General features: G+C 64.3%; 17 protein-coding genes. 8 read left to right on the forward strand and 9 right to left on the reverse strand.

What is annotated here, in order from left to right; all coding sequences use genetic code 11:
* Nucleotides 1–36 precede the first annotated feature (36 nt).
* Complete coding sequence (locus B2U07_RS04490; protein ID WP_275544551.1) at nt 37–699, forward strand: substrate-binding periplasmic protein; 663 nt, start codon at nt 37–39, stop codon at nt 697–699.
* A gap of 15 nt (nt 700–714) precedes the next feature.
* Here B2U07_RS04490 and B2U07_RS04495 read toward each other — a convergent pair whose 3' ends face one another.
* Nucleotides 715–1743: an AAA family ATPase gene (locus B2U07_RS04495; protein WP_275544550.1), complete on the reverse strand. Its 1029-nt coding sequence runs from the start codon at nt 1741–1743 to the stop codon at nt 715–717.
* Between the two features lies 1 nt (nt 1744).
* Complete coding sequence (gene pnuC / locus B2U07_RS04500; protein ID WP_275544549.1) at nt 1745–2311, reverse strand: nicotinamide riboside transporter PnuC; 567 nt, start codon at nt 2309–2311, stop codon at nt 1745–1747.
* Nucleotides 2312–2451: 140 nt separating this feature from the next.
* On the opposite strand from pnuC, the gene B2U07_RS04505 reads away from it, so the two are divergent.
* A complete protein-coding gene (locus B2U07_RS04505) occupies nt 2452–3204 on the forward strand; it encodes a tetratricopeptide repeat protein (protein WP_275544548.1) in 753 nt (250 codons plus the stop codon).
* Between the two features lie 11 nt (nt 3205–3215).
* Here B2U07_RS04505 and B2U07_RS04510 read toward each other — a convergent pair whose 3' ends face one another.
* Nucleotides 3216–4499, reverse strand: coding sequence for an FAD-dependent oxidoreductase (locus B2U07_RS04510; protein WP_296275995.1), 1284 nt, complete (start codon nt 4497–4499; stop codon nt 3216–3218).
* A gap of 86 nt (nt 4500–4585) precedes the next feature.
* Nucleotides 4586–5011 (reverse strand): 3-isopropylmalate dehydratase, encoded by a 426-nt coding sequence (locus tag B2U07_RS04515; RefSeq protein ID WP_275544546.1) that lies wholly within the window; start codon nt 5009–5011, stop codon nt 4586–4588.
* A gap of 184 nt (nt 5012–5195) precedes the next feature.
* On the opposite strand from B2U07_RS04515, the gene B2U07_RS04520 reads away from it, so the two are divergent.
* Nucleotides 5196–5462: a DUF2790 domain-containing protein gene (locus tag B2U07_RS04520; RefSeq protein ID WP_197855978.1), complete on the forward strand. Its 267-nt coding sequence runs from the start codon at nt 5196–5198 to the stop codon at nt 5460–5462.
* Between the two features lie 53 nt (nt 5463–5515).
* On the opposite strand, the gene B2U07_RS04525 is transcribed toward B2U07_RS04520, so the two are convergent.
* Complete coding sequence (locus tag B2U07_RS04525; RefSeq protein WP_197855979.1) at nt 5516–5953, reverse strand: HIT family protein; 438 nt, start codon at nt 5951–5953, stop codon at nt 5516–5518.
* Between the two features lie 320 nt (nt 5954–6273).
* Between B2U07_RS04525 and B2U07_RS04530 the strand changes: the two genes are divergently transcribed.
* The gene (locus B2U07_RS04530; protein WP_275544545.1) at nt 6274–6975 is read left to right on the forward strand and encodes a glutathione S-transferase N-terminal domain-containing protein; all 702 of its coding nucleotides are present in this window, start codon (nt 6274–6276) and stop codon (nt 6973–6975) included.
* Nucleotides 6976–7018: 43 nt separating this feature from the next.
* On the opposite strand, the gene B2U07_RS04535 is transcribed toward B2U07_RS04530, so the two are convergent.
* Nucleotides 7019–8329, reverse strand: coding sequence for an NTP/NDP exchange transporter (locus tag B2U07_RS04535; RefSeq protein ID WP_275544544.1), 1311 nt, complete (start codon nt 8327–8329; stop codon nt 7019–7021).
* A gap of 43 nt (nt 8330–8372) precedes the next feature.
* Entirely contained in the window at nt 8373–9422 is a 1050-nt protein-coding gene (locus tag B2U07_RS04540; protein WP_275544543.1) for an SDR family oxidoreductase, read from the reverse strand.
* Between the two features lie 293 nt (nt 9423–9715).
* Here B2U07_RS04540 and B2U07_RS04545 point away from each other — a divergent pair, with 293 nt between their 5' ends.
* The 3 genes from B2U07_RS04545 to B2U07_RS04555 all read left to right on the forward strand — a co-directional run bounded on the left by B2U07_RS04545 (nt 9716) and on the right by B2U07_RS04555 (nt 12536).
* Complete coding sequence (locus tag B2U07_RS04545; RefSeq protein ID WP_275544542.1) at nt 9716–10639, forward strand: LysR family transcriptional regulator; 924 nt, start codon at nt 9716–9718, stop codon at nt 10637–10639.
* A 74-nt stretch (nt 10640–10713) separates the two neighbouring features.
* Nucleotides 10714–11913, forward strand: coding sequence for an MFS transporter (locus B2U07_RS04550; RefSeq protein WP_275544541.1), 1200 nt, complete (start codon nt 10714–10716; stop codon nt 11911–11913).
* 65 nt (nt 11914–11978) lie between these two features.
* The gene (locus tag B2U07_RS04555) at nt 11979–12536 is read left to right on the forward strand and encodes a hypothetical protein (RefSeq protein ID WP_275544540.1); all 558 of its coding nucleotides are present in this window, start codon (nt 11979–11981) and stop codon (nt 12534–12536) included.
* A gap of 812 nt (nt 12537–13348) precedes the next feature.
* Here B2U07_RS04555 and B2U07_RS04560 read toward each other — a convergent pair.
* The gene (locus tag B2U07_RS04560) at nt 13349–14650 is read right to left on the reverse strand and encodes an SLC13 family permease (protein WP_296276000.1); all 1302 of its coding nucleotides are present in this window, start codon (nt 14648–14650) and stop codon (nt 13349–13351) included.
* 40 nt (nt 14651–14690) lie between these two features.
* Entirely contained in the window at nt 14691–15512 is an 822-nt protein-coding gene (locus tag B2U07_RS04565) for an amidohydrolase family protein (RefSeq protein ID WP_275545320.1), read from the reverse strand.
* Between the two features lie 173 nt (nt 15513–15685).
* On the opposite strand from B2U07_RS04565, the gene B2U07_RS04570 reads away from it, so the two are divergent.
* Nucleotides 15686–16423, forward strand: a complete 738-nt coding sequence (locus B2U07_RS04570) for a GntR family transcriptional regulator (RefSeq protein WP_275544539.1) — start codon at nt 15686–15688, stop codon at nt 16421–16423.
* The last annotated feature ends 82 nt before the right edge of the window (nt 16424–16505 follow it).

The raw sequence follows: 16505 nt of genomic DNA on the forward strand, positions 1-16505 counted from the left end.
CTCAGTCTGACAAGCGCAGCACAGGAGCAACGCCCTTTGCGTTTCTCGGTGAACGAGAGCTGGGCCATGCCGATGGTCAGCATCGTCGACGGCCAGGCACGCGGCGGGATTCTCTACGACTTGCAGCTGCGTCTGGCGCAGAAGGTCGGCCGCCGCGCCGAGATGCTGGTGTTGCCGCGCCTGCGCGTACAGCGCCTGCTGACCAGCGGCGAACTCGACGTGCGCTGTTACGTCAATCCGGACTGGCTGAGCGAACCCCATCACCAGTACATCTGGAGCCTGCCTTTCATGGTGCAACGCGACCTGATCGTCGGGCGCAGCGCCGAAGCTGACTTCACCCTGGAGCGTTTGCACGGCAAGCGCCTGGGTACCGTATTAGGGTTTAGCTACCCCAGCCTGGAGCCACAACTGGCCAGCGGCGAAATCCAGCGTGAGGATGCCCGCACCCAACAGCTGACCCTGGAAAAGCTCGGGGCCGGCCGTTATCACTATGCAATCAGCAGCCAGCTCAGCCTGGACTGGTTCAATCGCAACCAACCGCGCGAGAAACAGCTGCATGCGCTCGCCGAGGTCAGCGCCGACCCAATCTCCTGCCTCGTCCGCGACGGACCGGACATACCAACCCAGGCGTTGCTGCGTGCCTTGGTGCAGATGAAGGAGGACGGCGAGTTCGACGCCATTCTCGCCCGCTATCGTTGAGCCCACTGCGCGCGACTAACTGCTCAAGCGCAGCAGCACCTGCTCGACGCGCTGCGCCAGCGAGCCGGTCAGGCGGGTGAAGGCCAGACCTCGACGCTGCAGCTGCTGCTCGTACCACTGGTTCTGCCGGCGGCGGAAGGTCTCGTCTTGGCGGGTGCCGTCCTGCACGAAGGGGAAGTCGTCGGCGCACAGGAACAGGTGGTGATAACGCCGCTCGGCCAACTGTTCCAACTCGGCCTCGGCGCGGCCGAAAGATTCGCGGCAGTAGAACAACGTGGTCAGCGGCGTGGTGTCGCAAACCAGGTAACGCCGGCACTGCCCGGCCAACGCCTGCTCACGTGCGACCTGAGTGCAGCCGATGCGCAGCAGATCGTCATAGGCAAGCACGCCGCCCTGCTCCTCCCAGAGCTCACGGCCATATTCCGCGGCATGTCGCGTGCCCAGTGCCTCGGCCAGCGCCAGGGCGAGGCTGCTCTTGCCAGTGGACTCACCGCCGAGCAAGGCGATGCGCTCGACGAAATCGCCGTAGACCTGTGGCGCCAGGTAGTGACGCAGGCCATGGATATCGGCGCGCAAGCGCGTGGCCGAGATCGGCACCTGCTGGCGCGCCCGGTCCACCTCGACATGCGCCACTGGGCGCTGAAAGCGCGCCGCCAGGTGCGCAGCGAAACCGTCGCCATAGGCCTCGCTGGTGAACACCGCATCCACTGGCTGGCCCAGCACGGCGAGGCAGAACGCGGCGACGAATTCGCGCTGCACGGCATCCGCCTCGGACTCGTGCGGTAGGTCCGGCAGCCTTAGCCCCGCCTGCCGCTGGGCAGCCACCCACTCAGGCGTCACCACCCAGCTGCGCAGCTCAGGAAAGCGTATCCGCAGCCAGTTCGCCCGCCGTTCAGGTTCACAACCTGCCAGTTCGGGGTGCGCCCAACTGAGCAGCACTACTTGCTCGCACTGGGCCTGAGCCTGCTGGATCAGCCATTCATGACCCAGATGCAACGGCGCGAACTTGCCCACCACCAGGCCGGCGGCGAATCGCTTGCTCATGTCAGGCCATCTCAGCCTTCAGTTCCTGGCGCCAGCGGTACAGGCCATACCAGGCATTGCACCAGAACAGCAGGTAGATGAAGGCGGTCAGGTACAGCTCACGCGAGGCGAACAACGGCACCGCGAGGGTGTTGACCAGCAGCCAGCCGTACCAGGTTTCCAGCTTGCGGCGCATCAGCAGTAGCTGCGCCAGTACGCTGAAGGTCAGCACCAGCGAGTCGATGAAGGGCGCGTAGGCGTCGGTGAAATGGTGCAGCAGCGCGCCGTAGGCCAGCGCCACCAATACCGCCACGGCGAGTGCCAGGGACAATCCTGGCCAGGCCGTACGGCTGATCGGCATGGCGTCGCCGCCACGGCCATGCATCCAGCTCCACCAGCCGATCAGACTGGTTAGGATGAAGAAGCCCTGCAGGGTCACGTCGGCATACAGCTGCACGCTGAAGAACAACCAGCCGAACAGCACGCAACCGACCAGCCCGACCGCCCAGGTGTGCACCGAGTTGCGCGCCGCCAGCAGCACCGAAACCAGATAGAAAAGGTTGGCGAAGATCTCCAGCGACGACGGCATGCACGCATCCTGATGAACATGGAATCAGCCGCGCAGCCTATCACGTGACGCATGCCACAGCCGTGCATGGCTCACCTGACAAGCAGGCCGATCCGTGCTCTCATGGGCGCCCTTCGCACTCCAAAGGACTGGACCGCACCATGCCCCTGCTCGCCCTCCTCGTCATCGCCTGCCAAGTTACCTGCGGCCTGCATGTGGTTCGCAGCGGCCAGGATCGCTACTGGCTGTACCTGATCATCGCCCTGCCGGGCCTTGGTTGCCTGATCTACTTTCTCGGCATCATGCTGCCTGAGCTGCTCGGCAGCCGCCGCGGGCGCCGCACGCTCAACCGCCTGCACGACAGCATCGACCCGCAGCGCCATCTACGCACCCTGCGCGATGAGCTGGAAATCCGCGACACGCGCGATACCCGCGTCAACCTGGCCGACGAGCTGCTGCGCATGGGGCAGGCCGAAGAGGCGGCCCAGCACTATCAGGCGGCTCTGCGGGGTATCCACAGCGATGCCCCGGACATCCTCCTCGGCCTGGCCAGGGCGCGTTTCGCCCTAAGCGATTTCGCCGGTTGCCAGGCAAGCCTCGACCAACTGATCGCGCACAACCCGGACTTCCGCTCCACCGAGGGCCACCTGCTGTATGCCCGTGCGCTGGAAGGCCAGGGCAACGTTCTCAAGGCTGAGGAGGAATACCGCGCGCTTGGCAGCTACAGCGCCGGCCCGGAAGCCAACTATCGCTATGCCCTGCTGCTGCGCCGACAGGGGCGCCAGCGCGAAGCCATCGAACTGTTGCAGCAGATCCATACCCACGCCCGCCGCTCCGCTCGGCATTACCGGATTCTGCACAAGGAGTGGCTGGATCTGAGCCAGAAGGCGCTGCTCGATCTGCAGCGCAACTGAACAGCGTGGGGTTATTCCCACGCCTCCCGCTCACCGGTCCAGGCATGCAGCTCGCGCTTCTGCGCGCCGGACCATAGCCAGCCGCTGCGCGCACCGACCAGCGTGCTGACCGCATGCTGGCGCCCGAAGCGGTTATGCCGGGCGAGCATCAGGGCGATATCGCGCAGCACAGCGAGAGTGTTGCTGTTGGACTGGAACAGAGGCGTCAACAGCCGGCTGGCCTGGCGGTAGTAACGCAGGTGGTCCCGTCGAGCTTCGCCATAACGGACGAAGATGGCGCTCCAGTCGAGCGCATGCTGCTGTTCATCACCCGCATTGTCGAGCGCATCGGCCAGCGCGGCAGCATCCACCAGCGCCATGTTGGCGCCCTGGCCCAATTGCGGACTCATGGCGTGGGCACAGTCGCCGATGGCCAGGACGCGACCATCGCTCCAGTGCTGCATGCGCACGTCGGCATAGGCCGCCAGGGTTAATTGCGCGGGATCATTGATCTGCTGCAGATAGGCCTCCGACGCTTCGCCAGCCAGGTTGCGCACACGGGTTTTCCAGGCATCCAGGCCACTCGTTCGCCAACTCTCGTGCTCACTGAGCGGCAGGCTCCAGAACAGGCTGGTCAGCGAACATTCGCGCGCCTGATGGGTGCAGCCGGTGGGCATCAGCCCGAACATTTCCCGGCAGCCGCGATACCACTGGCGCAGCTCACCACTTTCGGCCGCCGGTGAGGTCGGCAACATGCTCCACAAAGCGCCCCAGGGATACGGCCGCGACCACTGGCGCACCTGCATCTGCGCGCGCAGGGTCGAACGGGTGCCATCGGCCAGGATCAGCGCGGCAAAATCCCCCAGAGGTCGCTCAACACCCTCTTCGTCCTGATGCAACAGGCGGACATGACCGCTTGCCTGTTCGAACCGGCTGACGCTCACCCCGGTCTGCACCTGCACGCCAATGCGCTGCGCCGCATTGAGCAGCGCCGTCATCAGCACACCGCGGTGAATGCCAAGGCCAAAGCTGCCGGGCTGCCAGTCGTGATAACGGGTATCGAGGATCACCCGCCCCTGGCAGCTGGTGCCGTACAGTCGGCTGACCGGTGCGCCGAGTGCGGTGCATTCGGCGAGCAGGCCCAGGCGCTGCAACACGGCCAGGCCGGAAGGCTGCAGCAGGATACCGGCCCCCACCGGTTGCAGCTGTTCGACCCGCTCCAGCAGCCGCACTGCATAGCCCTGACGGGCGAGGAATATGGCAGTGGCGAGGCCGGCAGTCCCTGCGCCTACTATCGCGATTGGCAATCCATTCACGTTCGTGCTCCCTGATTGGCTGCAGGGAATACTAACCGTCTGGCATCACTGGCGGTATGACCGCCCGCACAGCGCCAGCGCGGTCATCAAGGTTTGTCCGGGCGTATATCGAAGCCGCCCTTGTTCTGGCTGACGATGCGCAGGTGCTGGACTTCCCCGCTTTTCACCGGCACGGCCACTTCGCGCAGCAGGCGGCCCATGCCGCACAGGGTGTCGTCCATGCGATCCGGCGTGATACCGACCACGCGAGTGCCCGGGCGTACCTGGAAGGTTGCGACCTCACCGACGCCGATGCGCGCGGCGACCTTGCGATCCACCTCGATGGCTACGTAGCAGCCGCCGCCCATCATGCCGAAATCGCGGTTGACCACGATCTGCGCGCCATTTTGCTGCGCATCCTGAAAGGCCAGCAGGCGGTCCTCCGGCACCGGCTTGATATCCTCGGGGTTACCTCGAAACGACGAACAGCCAGCCAGCAACACCAGGGGTAGAGCGATGAGGATCGAACGCATGAAGCCCTCCATGGGCAAATGAGTGCCGGCTGAGTATTGGGCTTGGCGCGTCTGTGAGCAAGGTATCGATGGCGGCGATTTTCGCTAGCAGAAGCATCGATTTCTGCAATGAAGGGCACAGTGTTTTCATCTCTCTCGAGCCCAGCGCCAACCTTCCCGGCGCCACCTATCGGAGACTATCAAGATGAAATTCGCAGCCCTCAACGCCACCCTCCTCGCCGCCTTCGCTCCTATCGCTTTCGCCAGTGAGAAGGCTTCTGAAATCAGCAACGTGGAAGTACAGCAGTACCAGTACGGCATGCATCTGGATATCGACCAGGTACTGCAGCGCACCGACAACAGTCAGAAGAGCGGCGTGGTTCCGAGTGTACTGGTCTACCGCGACAGCCAGGGTGAGGTGCACGCGGTGCGTTTCGTCGAATGGGGCGGTCTGAGCAGCCAGAACGGCTAAATCACCGCCCGCCTGATGCCCCGGTCGAGACGCTCGTCCGGGGCGATGTCGTTTCAGCCTTGCAGACGTTTCGCCAGACGCGCCTGCAGCGCTTCCAGCTCGGCCGGATCGGCCTTGGTGGCCGCGTGAATCCCCAGCCCCTCGCCCTCGAAGCGCGGGATCACGTGCATGTGGATATGGAACACCGTCTGCCCGGCAGGCGCGCCGTTGAACTGCGCCACCTGTACGCCAGCCGGCTGCAATTCATCCACGACAGCCTGGGTAACTTTCTTCACCACGGCCATGACCTTGGCCAGGCTGGCTTCGTCGATTTCCAGGATATTGCGGGCGGCGGCGCGCTTGGGGATGACCAGGCTGTGGCCCTTGGATTGCGGGAACAGATCGAGAAACGCCAGCACATCGTCGTCCTCGTAGAGTTTGTAGCAAGGCAGGTCGCCACGAATGATCTGGGCGAAGATGTTCTGGGAATCGTAGGTACCGTGCAGGCTCATGCCGATGGGCTCCGTGCCGGGTGGATGAAAACCCGCACCATACCGCCTCGGTCGCGCACAGGGAACCAGGCAGAATCGTCCGAGTCGATGACTAGTAGCTGCTGGATCGATTTCCTGCGTACCTGCCACTCGTGTTCTGATCGCCCCTTTCGTAGAGGCTGTTCAGGATCTCGCGAGCTAGAGCGATACAAGGCAAGAACAAGCGAGGAAGCAGAGTGTACTTTTGTACATGAGCATTCCGAGCTTGTTTTTAACGCAGTAGCGCCGACGCGCAGCAGATCGTGAACAGGCTCTTAGGCCCATTCGACATGGAACTGCACATGACCGACCTCAGCCCCTTCCACATCACTCGCAAATGGCCCGCGCAGCATCCCGAGCGCCTGCAGCTCTATTCGCTGCCCACGCCCAACGGCGTCAAGGCCTCGATCATGCTGGAGGAGATCGGCCTGCCCTACGAGCCGCACCTGGTCAGCTTCGAGAGCAACGACCAGTTCAGCGCCGAGTTCCTTTCGCTGGCGCCGAACAACAAGATTCCGGCGATCCTCGATCCCGACGGGCCGAATGGCCACCCGCTGCCGCTGTTCGAGTCCGGGGCGATTCTGATCTACCTGGCGGAAAAGACCGGCAAGTTGCTGCCACAGGACGCCGCCGCACGCTACGAGACCATTCAATGGCTGATGTGGCAAATGGGCGGCCTGGGGCCGATGTTCGGCCAGCTCGGCTTCTTCCATAAGTTCGCCGGTGCCGAGTACGAGGACAAGCGCCCGCGTGATCGCTACGTCGCCGAGTCCGTTCGCCTGCTCGGCGTGCTCGACCAGCACCTGCAGGGGCGTAACTGGATCGCCGGCGAGTACAGCATCGCCGACATCGCCGTGTTCCCCTGGATTCGCAACCTGGTGGGTTTCTACGAGGCCGGCGACCTGGTGCAGTTCGAACGCTTTGGCAACGTGCGCCGCGTGCTCGACGCCTTCCTCGCGCGCCCGGCCGTGCAGCGCGGCCTGAACATCCCCGCGCGCAGCTGACGAGCTTGCAGGAGCCGTGCTTGCGGCTCCTGCCAAGTTCGGTCTATGTGGTCACCAGTTCCCGCCGCTCGGCGGCCTTGCGGTCCGCCTGGGTCCCCAGATACCAGCCGAGCAGCCCCCACAGCGCCGCACTGGCCGCGCCCACCAGCGCCACCAGCAAGGCGCCTTGGGCGAGCATGTCCAGCAGGCTCTTGAGCCAGCCACTGATGGCATCGCCGGCGCGATAGACCACGGTGTCGATGAAGTTCTTCGCCTTGTACTTACTCTCGGCATCCAGCGGCGCGAAGAGCATCTCCCGTCCTGGCCGCACGAAGGCGTATTCGCCGATGCGCCGTACGATCATCAGCGCTGCGAGCATGGCGAAGGTCGGCATCAAGGCCAGACCGATGAAGCCGACGCACACCAGCAGCGGTACGCAGGCCAGCAGCACGCGCACACCCAGGCGTCGCGCGATGCGCCCGGTGATGAACAGCTGGGAGATCAGCGCACCGGCCTGCACCACGAAATCGATCACCCCGAACACCCGCACCTGCGCAGCGCGATCCGGAAACAGCTCGGCCACCAGGCGGGCCTGCTCGAAGTAGAGAAAGGTGCTGGCCGTCGCGAGCAGGATGACGAAACCGGCGATACCAAACAGGTAGGGCGAAGACAGCACGCGCATCAGACCGCTGAACGGATTGCCCGGCACCGGGCGCCGTGTGCTCTCCGCCTGCACGGCGCCGGCACGCCCCGCACCACCCTCCTCGCGCCAGCGCATCAGCACCTGCTTGAGCGAAAGCGCCACGGCCAGCAGCACCGCGGCCAGCAAAATCAAGCCACTTTGGCCGAGCGTGCTCACCAGCAAGGCACTCAGCGCCGGGCCGACCAAGCCGCCGACACTGGCACCAGCGGCGATGAAGGCGAACAGGCGTTTGGCCTGTTCGCTGTCGAACACGTCGGCCATCAGGCTCCAGGCTACCGAGACGACGAAGAGGTTGTAGACCGAAATCCATACATAGAAGCTGCGCGCCAGCCACACGCTTTCATCCGCACTGAAGAACAACAGGGCGAACAACGCCAGGTTCAGGGTGAAGAAACCATACACCCAGTCGATGAAATGGAGCCGCGGCACCCGCGAACTCAGCCAGGCGAACAACGGCACTGCGATCAGCATCACCACGAAGGTGGCGGTGAACAGCCACTGCAGGTTCTCTACGCCGGAGACGATGCCCATTGCTTCGCGGATCGGCCGCAGCATGAAGTAGCCCGAGAACAGGCAGAAGAACAGAGTGAAACCGGCCAGCGCCGGCCACAGCTCGCTGCGCTGCGCGTTGATGGCCACGGCCACGCGCTGCGCCATCGTTGAAGATGACATGGGAAAATCCTCGAAGGGCGCGCGCCTCGAGGCGCGCCAAGATTCAGCCGTATTTCACGCCCGTCAGGCGCTCGGCCACCGACCACAGGCGCGCCGCATCATCGGCATCCGCCGCGGCAGCCGGCACTCTTGCCAGCCCCACTGGGCCGCGTTTTTCCTCTTCGCCGGTCGGCCCGTAGTAACGACCACCCTCGGCTTCAGCCGCCGTCGCCGCGAACAGTGACGACAGCGCCCCATGCGCCGCCGAGTGATAGACCTCGCGATCCTTCGCCCACTCGTGGGCGAACTCGCTTTCCAGTCCGGGACCGCGCTCGACCAGTTCGGTAACGGCCACACCAGGATGCGCGGCGATGCTGCGCACGCCCCAGTTGTTGGCCAGGCTGCGCCGCTGCAGCTCGAAGGCCATCAGCAGGCAGGCCAGCTTCGACTGGGCGTAAGCCGCATAGGGGTCGTAGCTGCGCTCGGACTGCAGGTCGTCGAAATTGATCCGACCACGATTGACCGCGATGCTCGCCAGCGTCACCACGCGGGGATCGGATGACTTGCGCAGCGATGGCAGCAGCAAACCGGTCAAGGCGAAATGGCCGAGAAAGTTGGTCGCCAGCTGCATCTCGAAACCGTCGCGAGACACGCCGCGCTGCGGCGGCGCCATGATCGCGGCGTTGTTGATCAGCACATCCAGCACCTCGCCCTCGGCATTCACGCGCTGGGCCAGGCTGCGTACCGAGGCCAGATCGGCCAGGTCTAGTTGTTCGAAACGCACCCGCGCATTCGGCACCTGGGTACGAATGCGTTCGATGCTCTCGGCGCCACGCTGCGCGTTACGCGCGGCAATGATCACCTGCGCTCCGGCCCCGCTCAGGGCCAGGGCATCCTCGAAGCCCATACCGCTGGTGCCACCGGTGACCAGCATGCGCTTGCCGGTCAAAGGCGGCATGTCCGTCGCCTGCCAGCCCGTTGCAGGGTCGGCCCAGGCGAACGTCGGCGCACCGCCTAAGACACCTTGCAAGGCAAGACTGCCGCCCACCATGCCGAACAGTTTCAATGCTTCACGGCGTGTATGGCCCAGCCGCGCTTCGTTTCTCTTGCTCATTACAGCTTCCTCCTGTCCGTTAGCTCGATGCGCCAAAGCAAGCAACGGCGCAGGACATAGGGTGAAAGCAAAGAGACTGTTCGATAAGCCGGTCACGACCGCACAGGGTGTACGGTCAGGCGTACAGTTACCGGAGGTTTCAAAGGCGCGAACCGTAGCCCGGATGCAATCCGGCTACGGCGAAGATCGCGGCTGAAGCCGCTCCCACGCTTGCCACCCAGCACCGTGTCAGGATTGGCAAAGCGGGCGCTGCGCCGCATTATCGAAGGCTTCGCCATTAGCCGGTCGCCGCCATGCGCCAACCGAATCTGTCCGATATCGCTCTGTTCGCCGCCGTGGTCGAGGCCGGTGGTTTCCGTGCCGCAGCGCAGCGCCGCGGCACGTCAGCCTCGTCACTCAGCGACTGCATCCGCCGCCTGGAAAAGGAACTGGGCGTGCGCCTGCTCAACCGCACCACGCGCGGCCTGACGCCGACGGAAATCGGCGCGCGCCTGCTGGAGCGCCTGCGCCCGGCGCTGGACGAAATCAACACCGCACTCAACGACCTGCAGGAAGACCCGCAGCATCCGGTTGGCTCGCTGCGCCTGCATGTGCCTGGCGTGATCGCCCGGCACATCCTGCCGCAACTGCTAGACGGTTTTCTCGCGCGTTACCCCGGCATCGCGCTGGAGGTGAACATGGACAACACCTTCATCGACGTCATCGGCGCCGGTTACGATGCCGGCATTCGCTACGAGGAAAGCCTGGCCAAGGACATGATCGCCATCCCCATCGGGCCGCGCCGGCAGTGTTTCATGGCAGTCGCTGGGCCCAGCTATCTGCAGCGGCACGGCACGCCACAGCATCCCTGCGAACTGAGCGAGCACCGCCTGCTAGGCTACCGTTTCGCCAGTGGCAAGCTCGGCGTCTGGGAGTTCGAACAGGATGGACGCACCTTGCGCATCGCCCCGGAGGGCAGGTTGGTCAGCTCATCGCAGGATCTGCTGATCGCCGCGGCTTGCGCCGGCCACGGCATTCTCTACACCTTCGAGGAATACATCGCCGCGCATCTCGCCAGCGGCCAGTTGCAACCCATCCTGCATGATTGGTGGCAGCACTTCGAAGGGCCCTATCTGTACTACCACAGCAGGCGCAACGTGCCGGCGCCGCTGCGCGCCTTCGTCGATTACGTGAAAGCCCTGAACAACGCCGACCATTCGTCTCAAAGCCCGATATAGAGCGGGCGGCAATATCCAGGCACGACACTCGGAGATTATAATTCCGCGCTTGCTTTCCCCCTTCCAGGTCACTCATGAACACGCCTTCCCCCAGCGCTGCGACGCATCTGTCGCCGGGCGCGATCCTTCTCATTCAACTCGCCCTGGCCCTCGGCGGCTTCGCCATCGGCACCGGCGAGTTCGCCATCATGGGGCTGATGCCCAACGTCGCCGCCGACCTTGGCGTCAGCGAGCCGCAAGTCGGCCACGTGATCAGCGCTTACGCCCTCGGCGTGGTGGTCGGCGCACCGGTGCTGGCCCTGCTCGGCGCGCGTTTGCCACGGCGCATCCTGCTTCTGCTGCTGATGGGCTGCTTCGCCCTCGGCAACTTCGCCAGCGCACTGGCGCCGAGCTACGAGCCGCTGCTGATCTTCCGCTTCATCGCCGGCCTGCCGCACGGCGCGTACTTCGGCATCGCCATGCTGGTGGCGGCGTCCATGGCGCCGCCGCACAAACGTGCCAAGGCGGTGAGCCGGGTGCTGGCCGGCCTGACCGTGGCGATCCTGATCGGCAACCCGCTGGCCACCTGGCTCGGCCAGTTCATGAGCTGGCGCTACGCCTTCGCCCTGGTCGGGGTGATTGCCATCACCACCATCGCCATGGTGGCGATCTTCCTCCCGGCAGACCCCAACGAGCAGCGCAGCAGCCCGTCGGGCGAGCTGCGCGCATTCAACCGCGCGCCGATCTGGCTGGCCCTGGGCATCGGCGCCATCGGTTTTGCCGGGATGTTCTGCGTGTTCAGCTACATGGCGCCGACCCTGCTGCACGTCACCCAGGTCGGCCCCGGCTGGATTCCGCTGGCCATGGGCGTGTTCGGCGCCGGCTGCATCGTCGGCAACAGCGCCGGCGGCTGGTTGTTCGACCGCCTGCGTCTGCGCGCCGTGGCCTGGATTCTGGCCTGGAGCACGCTGGTGCTGCTGGTCTTCCCGTTCGCGGCGCACAGCCTGTGGACGATCCTGCCGGCGATCTTCGCTCTCGGCACCATGATCGCCCTCGGCCCGGCATTGCAGACCCACCTGATGGACGTCGCCACTGGCGCGCAGACCCTCGCTGCCGCTTCCAATCACGCCGCGTTCAATGTCGCCAACGCGCTCGGCCCCTGGCTCGGCGGCCTGGCCATCAGCGCCGGCATGGGCTGGACGGTGACCGGCTACATCGGCGCCGCGACCGCCATCGGCGGCCTGCTGTTGTTCGTCTGGGCGTGGCAGGTGCAGCAGAAAAACGCAGCGATCTGAACAGGTGCGTGAGGTGACTCGGGCAAGGTATCTTCTACCTCCCGAGCCACCGACGAACCCGCCCGATGATTGTTCAGCGTTTACGCTTCGCCCTGATCGCCACCACCCTTTTCACCGCCCTGAGCGTCCAGGCACAGGTGGAAGTCGAGGCCAATGCCGGCATGCTGGCTGCGAAGATTTCCGAAGAGATCGTTCCAGGCGACTACGAGAAACTGCTGGCTGGCCTGCGCGCCAATCCGGGTAAGCACAAGCGCAAGGTCGTGCTGCTCGACAGCATCGGCGGCAGCGCTCCGGAAGCCATACGCATGGGCCGCCTGCTGCGCGAAACCGGCTTCGAGGCGCTGGTGCCTTCAGGTGGTATGTGCCAGGGCAGCTGCATCTACCTGCTCGCTGCCGGCACCAAGCGCACCATCAACGGCCACGTCGCCCTGCGCCGCCCACCCTTCCCCGCCGGGGACTCAGCTCAGGCTCAGGCTGCCCACGGCCGCCAGTCGTTCAGCCCGGCCAAGTACTTTCGCGACATGGGTGTCGACGTGCGTCTGGCGGAAGACATCTATCAGCTAGAGCCGGGGCGCTTGCGTCTGCTGGGCCAGGATGAACTGGCGCGTTATCGGCTGAAATAGCGATACGGACTTGCGGGGATAGAACCCCGGCATCACGCGATGCCGGTTTTTTTCAGGTTCTTCGCATTCTCGCGGGGGATACGCTTGGCACCAGACTGGCAATTAAGTGTCAGCTGTCGATGACTTGGCACTATCCATTAGCACGCCGCCTGGCCTGATGGGTTTCGCCCCTTACGGGCGACTCACTTTCTTTGCTTGTGCAAAGAAAGTAAGCAAAGAAACACACCCCTGCATACGGCCCCGGCTGCGCCGGGGTCCCCTCGTTCCATCACCGCTCCAGGGGTACGCCGCGAAGGGCCATCCCTGGCCCATCACGGCTCTCGCGACATCCATGTCGCTCAACCCCTTCCACGGTGATTCCACTCGGCCTCCTGAAGGGGACTTGGGCGTCGTCTGTGAGATCGCGCTTCAAGAGCAAAAGCCAAACGCTGCCGACGTTGGTCTTCCGGAGATGTCGCAAGCTCGCGACCTGGTCCCCTTCAGGAGGCCGAGTGGAGGTGTTGCGTAGGGGGATGAGCCGCATGGATGCGGCGAAAGGCTTAAAGGGCCATGGACGGCCCTTGTAAGCCGGCCCCCGGAGCGGCGCCGGAGCGAGGGGAGTTGAGCGAAGCGAAACCCGGATGTCGGGGTGCCCTTCTTTGGCACACCTTTCTTGGGCAAGCAAGAAAGGTGTGGCGCCCGTAAGGGGCGCAACCCAAACGTTCAGTACACGCGGTAATGGATAGTGCTAAGTCAGTAAGCGGTAAGCACACAAACTTGCCAATCCGGTATCGGCTCACACTAGCCCCAAACTATGCGAAGAACCTTTTTCATCAAAACAGGAAGGTCAGCGCCAGGTTGAACAGCATGGCGGCGACGAAGCCGATGGGCGCAGCGCGCAGCAGCAGTCGCGAGAACAGCGTCGAGCGCGCCTTGTCATCGGTGCACGAGCCCAGCAGCAGGCTGCCGCCCGAAGAGAACGGCGAGATCGAGGTGGCCTGCGCACCGACCACGATGGCGACGAAGATGATCATCGGATCGATCGACATCGAAGCCGCCAGTGGCAGCACCATCGGGAACAATGCCGGCGTTACCACGCCCAGGGTGCTGGCGAAGATCGACATCAGCGCCGCCACCACACCGAATGCCACTGGAACCATCAGCGGCGGGATGTTGCCGCCGATCCAGGACGCCAGCGCATCGATGGTGCCGGCCTTGATCGCGATCGAGATCAGCATGCCGACGCCGCAGATCATGATCAGCGTGGCCCAGGGCACGGAGGCGATCGCCTTGCGCTCGTCACCGAGCTTGAGCAGCAACGCAATGACCGAGAAGACGCTGGCGATCAGACCGATGTCTACCTTGCTGTTGATGAACCTGACCGTCGCGTTGTCCGGGAAGGCCAGCAACGCCAGCGGCGCAGCGAGTACCAGCACCATCATCAGCAGAGTCAGCAGCAGGGTCAGTTTCTGCTCGCGATTGAAGGCTTCCGGCAGATCGGCGGTGAGTACCGCGTTCTTCAGGTTGCGGCCATGGCCACCGAGGAAGACGAAGGCGGAAATCACCAGCACCGGGATGATCGCCGTGCTGGCGAAGATCGCCAGGGCATTGACGAAGGCTTCGCTCTCGGGCATGCCGGCGCCGGTCATCAGGCCGCGGAAGATGATGCCGCTCTGGCTGGAGACGAAGTTGGCCCCGGCCAGCGCACCGTAGTTCACCGCCATGCCGCCGAGAATCAGGCTCATGCCGGTACGCTGGCACAACAGCAGGGTCAGCGGTGCCATGAAGGCCAGCACGGTGTAGTAACCGGCGCCCATGGCAGCGATCACCCCCGAAGTCAGCAAAATGGCATAGGGCAGCAGGTGCGGCACGCCACGGCAGCGATACAGCAGATGCCCAGCGAGCTTTTCCAGGGTGCCGTTGACGGTGGCGAAGCTGTAGAACAGGCAGACCGAGAAGATCACGAAGAAGATCTTCAGCGGCCACATGTTGATGATCTCACCCGGGCTCATGCCCATGCCGAAACAGCCGAGCAGGTAGGCGAAGGCGATGGCGAACAGGCCGATGTTGATCTTGGTGGTGTAACCCAGCGCGACGGCAAGAACGATCGCGACGACGACGAGCAAGCTCATCATGATGATTTGACTCCTTTTGTTGTTCTGATGTGAGCGGCGCTTACGCCGAGGCGATACCGAACAGGGTTGCGGGGTTGTCCACCAGAACGCGACGGCGCTCCTCGGGGTCGGGTAAGAGGGCCTCGAGCAGCGCGAACTGCTGATCGTAGCGGGTCTGCGACTCGAACTGAGTGTTGGGCCAGTCGCTGCCCCAGAGGAAGCGGCCGATACCACCACAGGCCTCGCGCAGGCGCGCCTCGATGGCCTGGGCTCGGGCCAGGTCGGACTGGCTGCGGTAGGCTGCCGACAGCTTGATCCACACCGGCGCCTGGCCGAGCAGATCGAAGAAGGCGTCATGCTGGCCATCGTCCAGCTGCACGCTCGGCGCCGGCAGGCCAAAGTGATCGATCACCACGGTGAAGCCGGACTCGAGAATCGCCGGCAGGATCAGCGCCAGATCGCCGAAGCCGCGCTGGATCTCCACCTGCCAGCCACGTTGCGCCAGGCGCCGGAACAGGCCATTCCAGGCCGGCCCGGTGTAGTCCTCCAGCACCTTGCCGATGAGGTTCAGGCGCACACCCACTACCCCGGCCGCGGCCAGTTCGTCCAGTTCGCTATCGCTGATCTGCGCCTCGACTACCGCTATGCCGCGCAAGCGCTCGGGGAAGCGCTGCAACGCCTCGACCATGAATTGGTTATCGGTGCCGAGAAAGCTTGGCTGGATGAGCACGCCATGAGACAGGCCGCAGGCATCCAGGTGAGCCAGGTACTGCTCTACGGTGGCGTCGTAGCTGGGGCTGTAGCGGCGCCCCGGGACCATGGGCAGGTCCTGACGGAATATGTGGGCATGGGTGTCGATGCCGGTGATACCGGCATAAGGCATGGGCGTCACGAAGCAATACCTCTGTCGTTCTTGTTCGGGCCGCTCGTGAGGCAGCCATCTCTGCACATATAGTCATATATATGAATAGATGACTGTATAGATAGAGTTCCAGTGCTGTCAACGCACCCGCCGGTGGTAAAGTGACGGCCGGTCGAATTGCGGATTTGAGATTTATGAGCACCACGGCACTGGGACAGGATGAACGCCTGCCGCTGTATCAGCGGCTACGAGACGAAATGCTGGGCAAGATTGCCGCAGGCGAATGGCTACCCGGCGAAGCCATCCCCACCGAAGCGGAGTTGACCCGCCAGTACGGCGTGGCCGTGGGCACGGTGCGTAAGGCGGTGGAAACCCTGGTTGCGGAGGGGCTGCTGCTGCGCGCCCAGGGCCGCGGCACCTTCGTGCGGCGGCCGAACTTCGATGGATCGCTGTTTCGCTTCTTCCGTCAGGTCAGCGCCAGCGGCCAGTCGCAGGTGCCGCAGAGCCGCATCCTCGAATGCCGCCTCGAGCCTGCGGACGCGGCAGCACGCCAGGCATTGCAACTGGCGGAAGGCGAACGCTGCGTCTTCCTCCAGCGCCTGCGCCTGATCGACGGCCGTCCGCTGTTCCACGAGCGCATCTGGCTACCCGCTTCGCGTTTCGGCGCGCTGCTGGAGCTCACGCCGGATGAATTCCCGCAGTTGCTCTATCCCTTTTACGAGCAGCACTGCGGCCAGCGCATCGCTTCGGCGAAGGAGACCCTCACGGTTTCTGCCGCCGATGCCGAGCTCGCGGCCATTCTCGATGTCGCCGAAGCCAGCCCGAGCGTGGTGATCGAACGAACCGCACTGGGCTATGACCGCGCCCCGCTGGAATATCGCCTGTCACGCGCGGCAGCGGAAAACTTCCGCTACCAGGTGGAAATCAGCTAACGCCTCCCGTCCGCCAGATGCAACACGCCCGAGCGGCCCTCTCCCCCAACCCCTCTCCCATAAATGGGAGAGGGGAGCCAAA

It is taken from the genome of Pseudomonas sp. UBA7530, from assembly GCF_002479365.1.
Taxonomy (GTDB): Bacteria; Pseudomonadota; Gammaproteobacteria; order Pseudomonadales; family Pseudomonadaceae; genus Aquipseudomonas.

Bases quoted from the DNA above. Each gene is read 5' to 3' on its own strand.
- B2U07_RS04495 (WP_275544550.1), bottom strand. From the start codon at position 1,743: ATGAGCAAGCGATTCGCCGCCGGCCTGGTGGTGGGCAAGTTCGCGCCG.
- pnuC (WP_275544549.1), bottom strand. From the start codon at position 2,311: ATGCCGTCGTCGCTGGAGATCTTCGCCAACCTTTTCTATCTGGTTTCG.
- B2U07_RS04505 (WP_275544548.1), top strand. From the start codon at position 2,452: ATGCCCCTGCTCGCCCTCCTCGTCATCGCCTGCCAAGTTACCTGCGGC.
- B2U07_RS04515 (WP_275544546.1), bottom strand. From the start codon at position 5,011: ATGCGTTCGATCCTCATCGCTCTACCCCTGGTGTTGCTGGCTGGCTGT.
- B2U07_RS04520 (WP_197855978.1), top strand. From the start codon at position 5,196: ATGAAATTCGCAGCCCTCAACGCCACCCTCCTCGCCGCCTTCGCTCCT.
- B2U07_RS04525 (WP_197855979.1), bottom strand. From the start codon at position 5,953: ATGAGCCTGCACGGTACCTACGATTCCCAGAACATCTTCGCCCAGATC.
- B2U07_RS04530 (WP_275544545.1), top strand. From the start codon at position 6,274: ATGACCGACCTCAGCCCCTTCCACATCACTCGCAAATGGCCCGCGCAG.
- B2U07_RS04535 (WP_275544544.1), bottom strand. From the start codon at position 8,329: ATGTCATCTTCAACGATGGCGCAGCGCGTGGCCGTGGCCATCAACGCG.
- B2U07_RS04540 (WP_275544543.1), bottom strand. From the start codon at position 9,422: ATGAGCAAGAGAAACGAAGCGCGGCTGGGCCATACACGCCGTGAAGCA.
- B2U07_RS04545 (WP_275544542.1), top strand. From the start codon at position 9,716: ATGCGCCAACCGAATCTGTCCGATATCGCTCTGTTCGCCGCCGTGGTC.
- B2U07_RS04550 (WP_275544541.1), top strand. From the start codon at position 10,714: ATGAACACGCCTTCCCCCAGCGCTGCGACGCATCTGTCGCCGGGCGCG.
- B2U07_RS04555 (WP_275544540.1), top strand. From the start codon at position 11,979: ATGATTGTTCAGCGTTTACGCTTCGCCCTGATCGCCACCACCCTTTTC.
- B2U07_RS04560 (WP_296276000.1), bottom strand. From the start codon at position 14,650: ATGATGAGCTTGCTCGTCGTCGTCGCGATCGTTCTTGCCGTCGCGCTG.
- B2U07_RS04565 (WP_275545320.1), bottom strand. From the start codon at position 15,512: ATGCCTTATGCCGGTATCACCGGCATCGACACCCATGCCCACATATTC.
- B2U07_RS04570 (WP_275544539.1), top strand. From the start codon at position 15,686: ATGAGCACCACGGCACTGGGACAGGATGAACGCCTGCCGCTGTATCAG.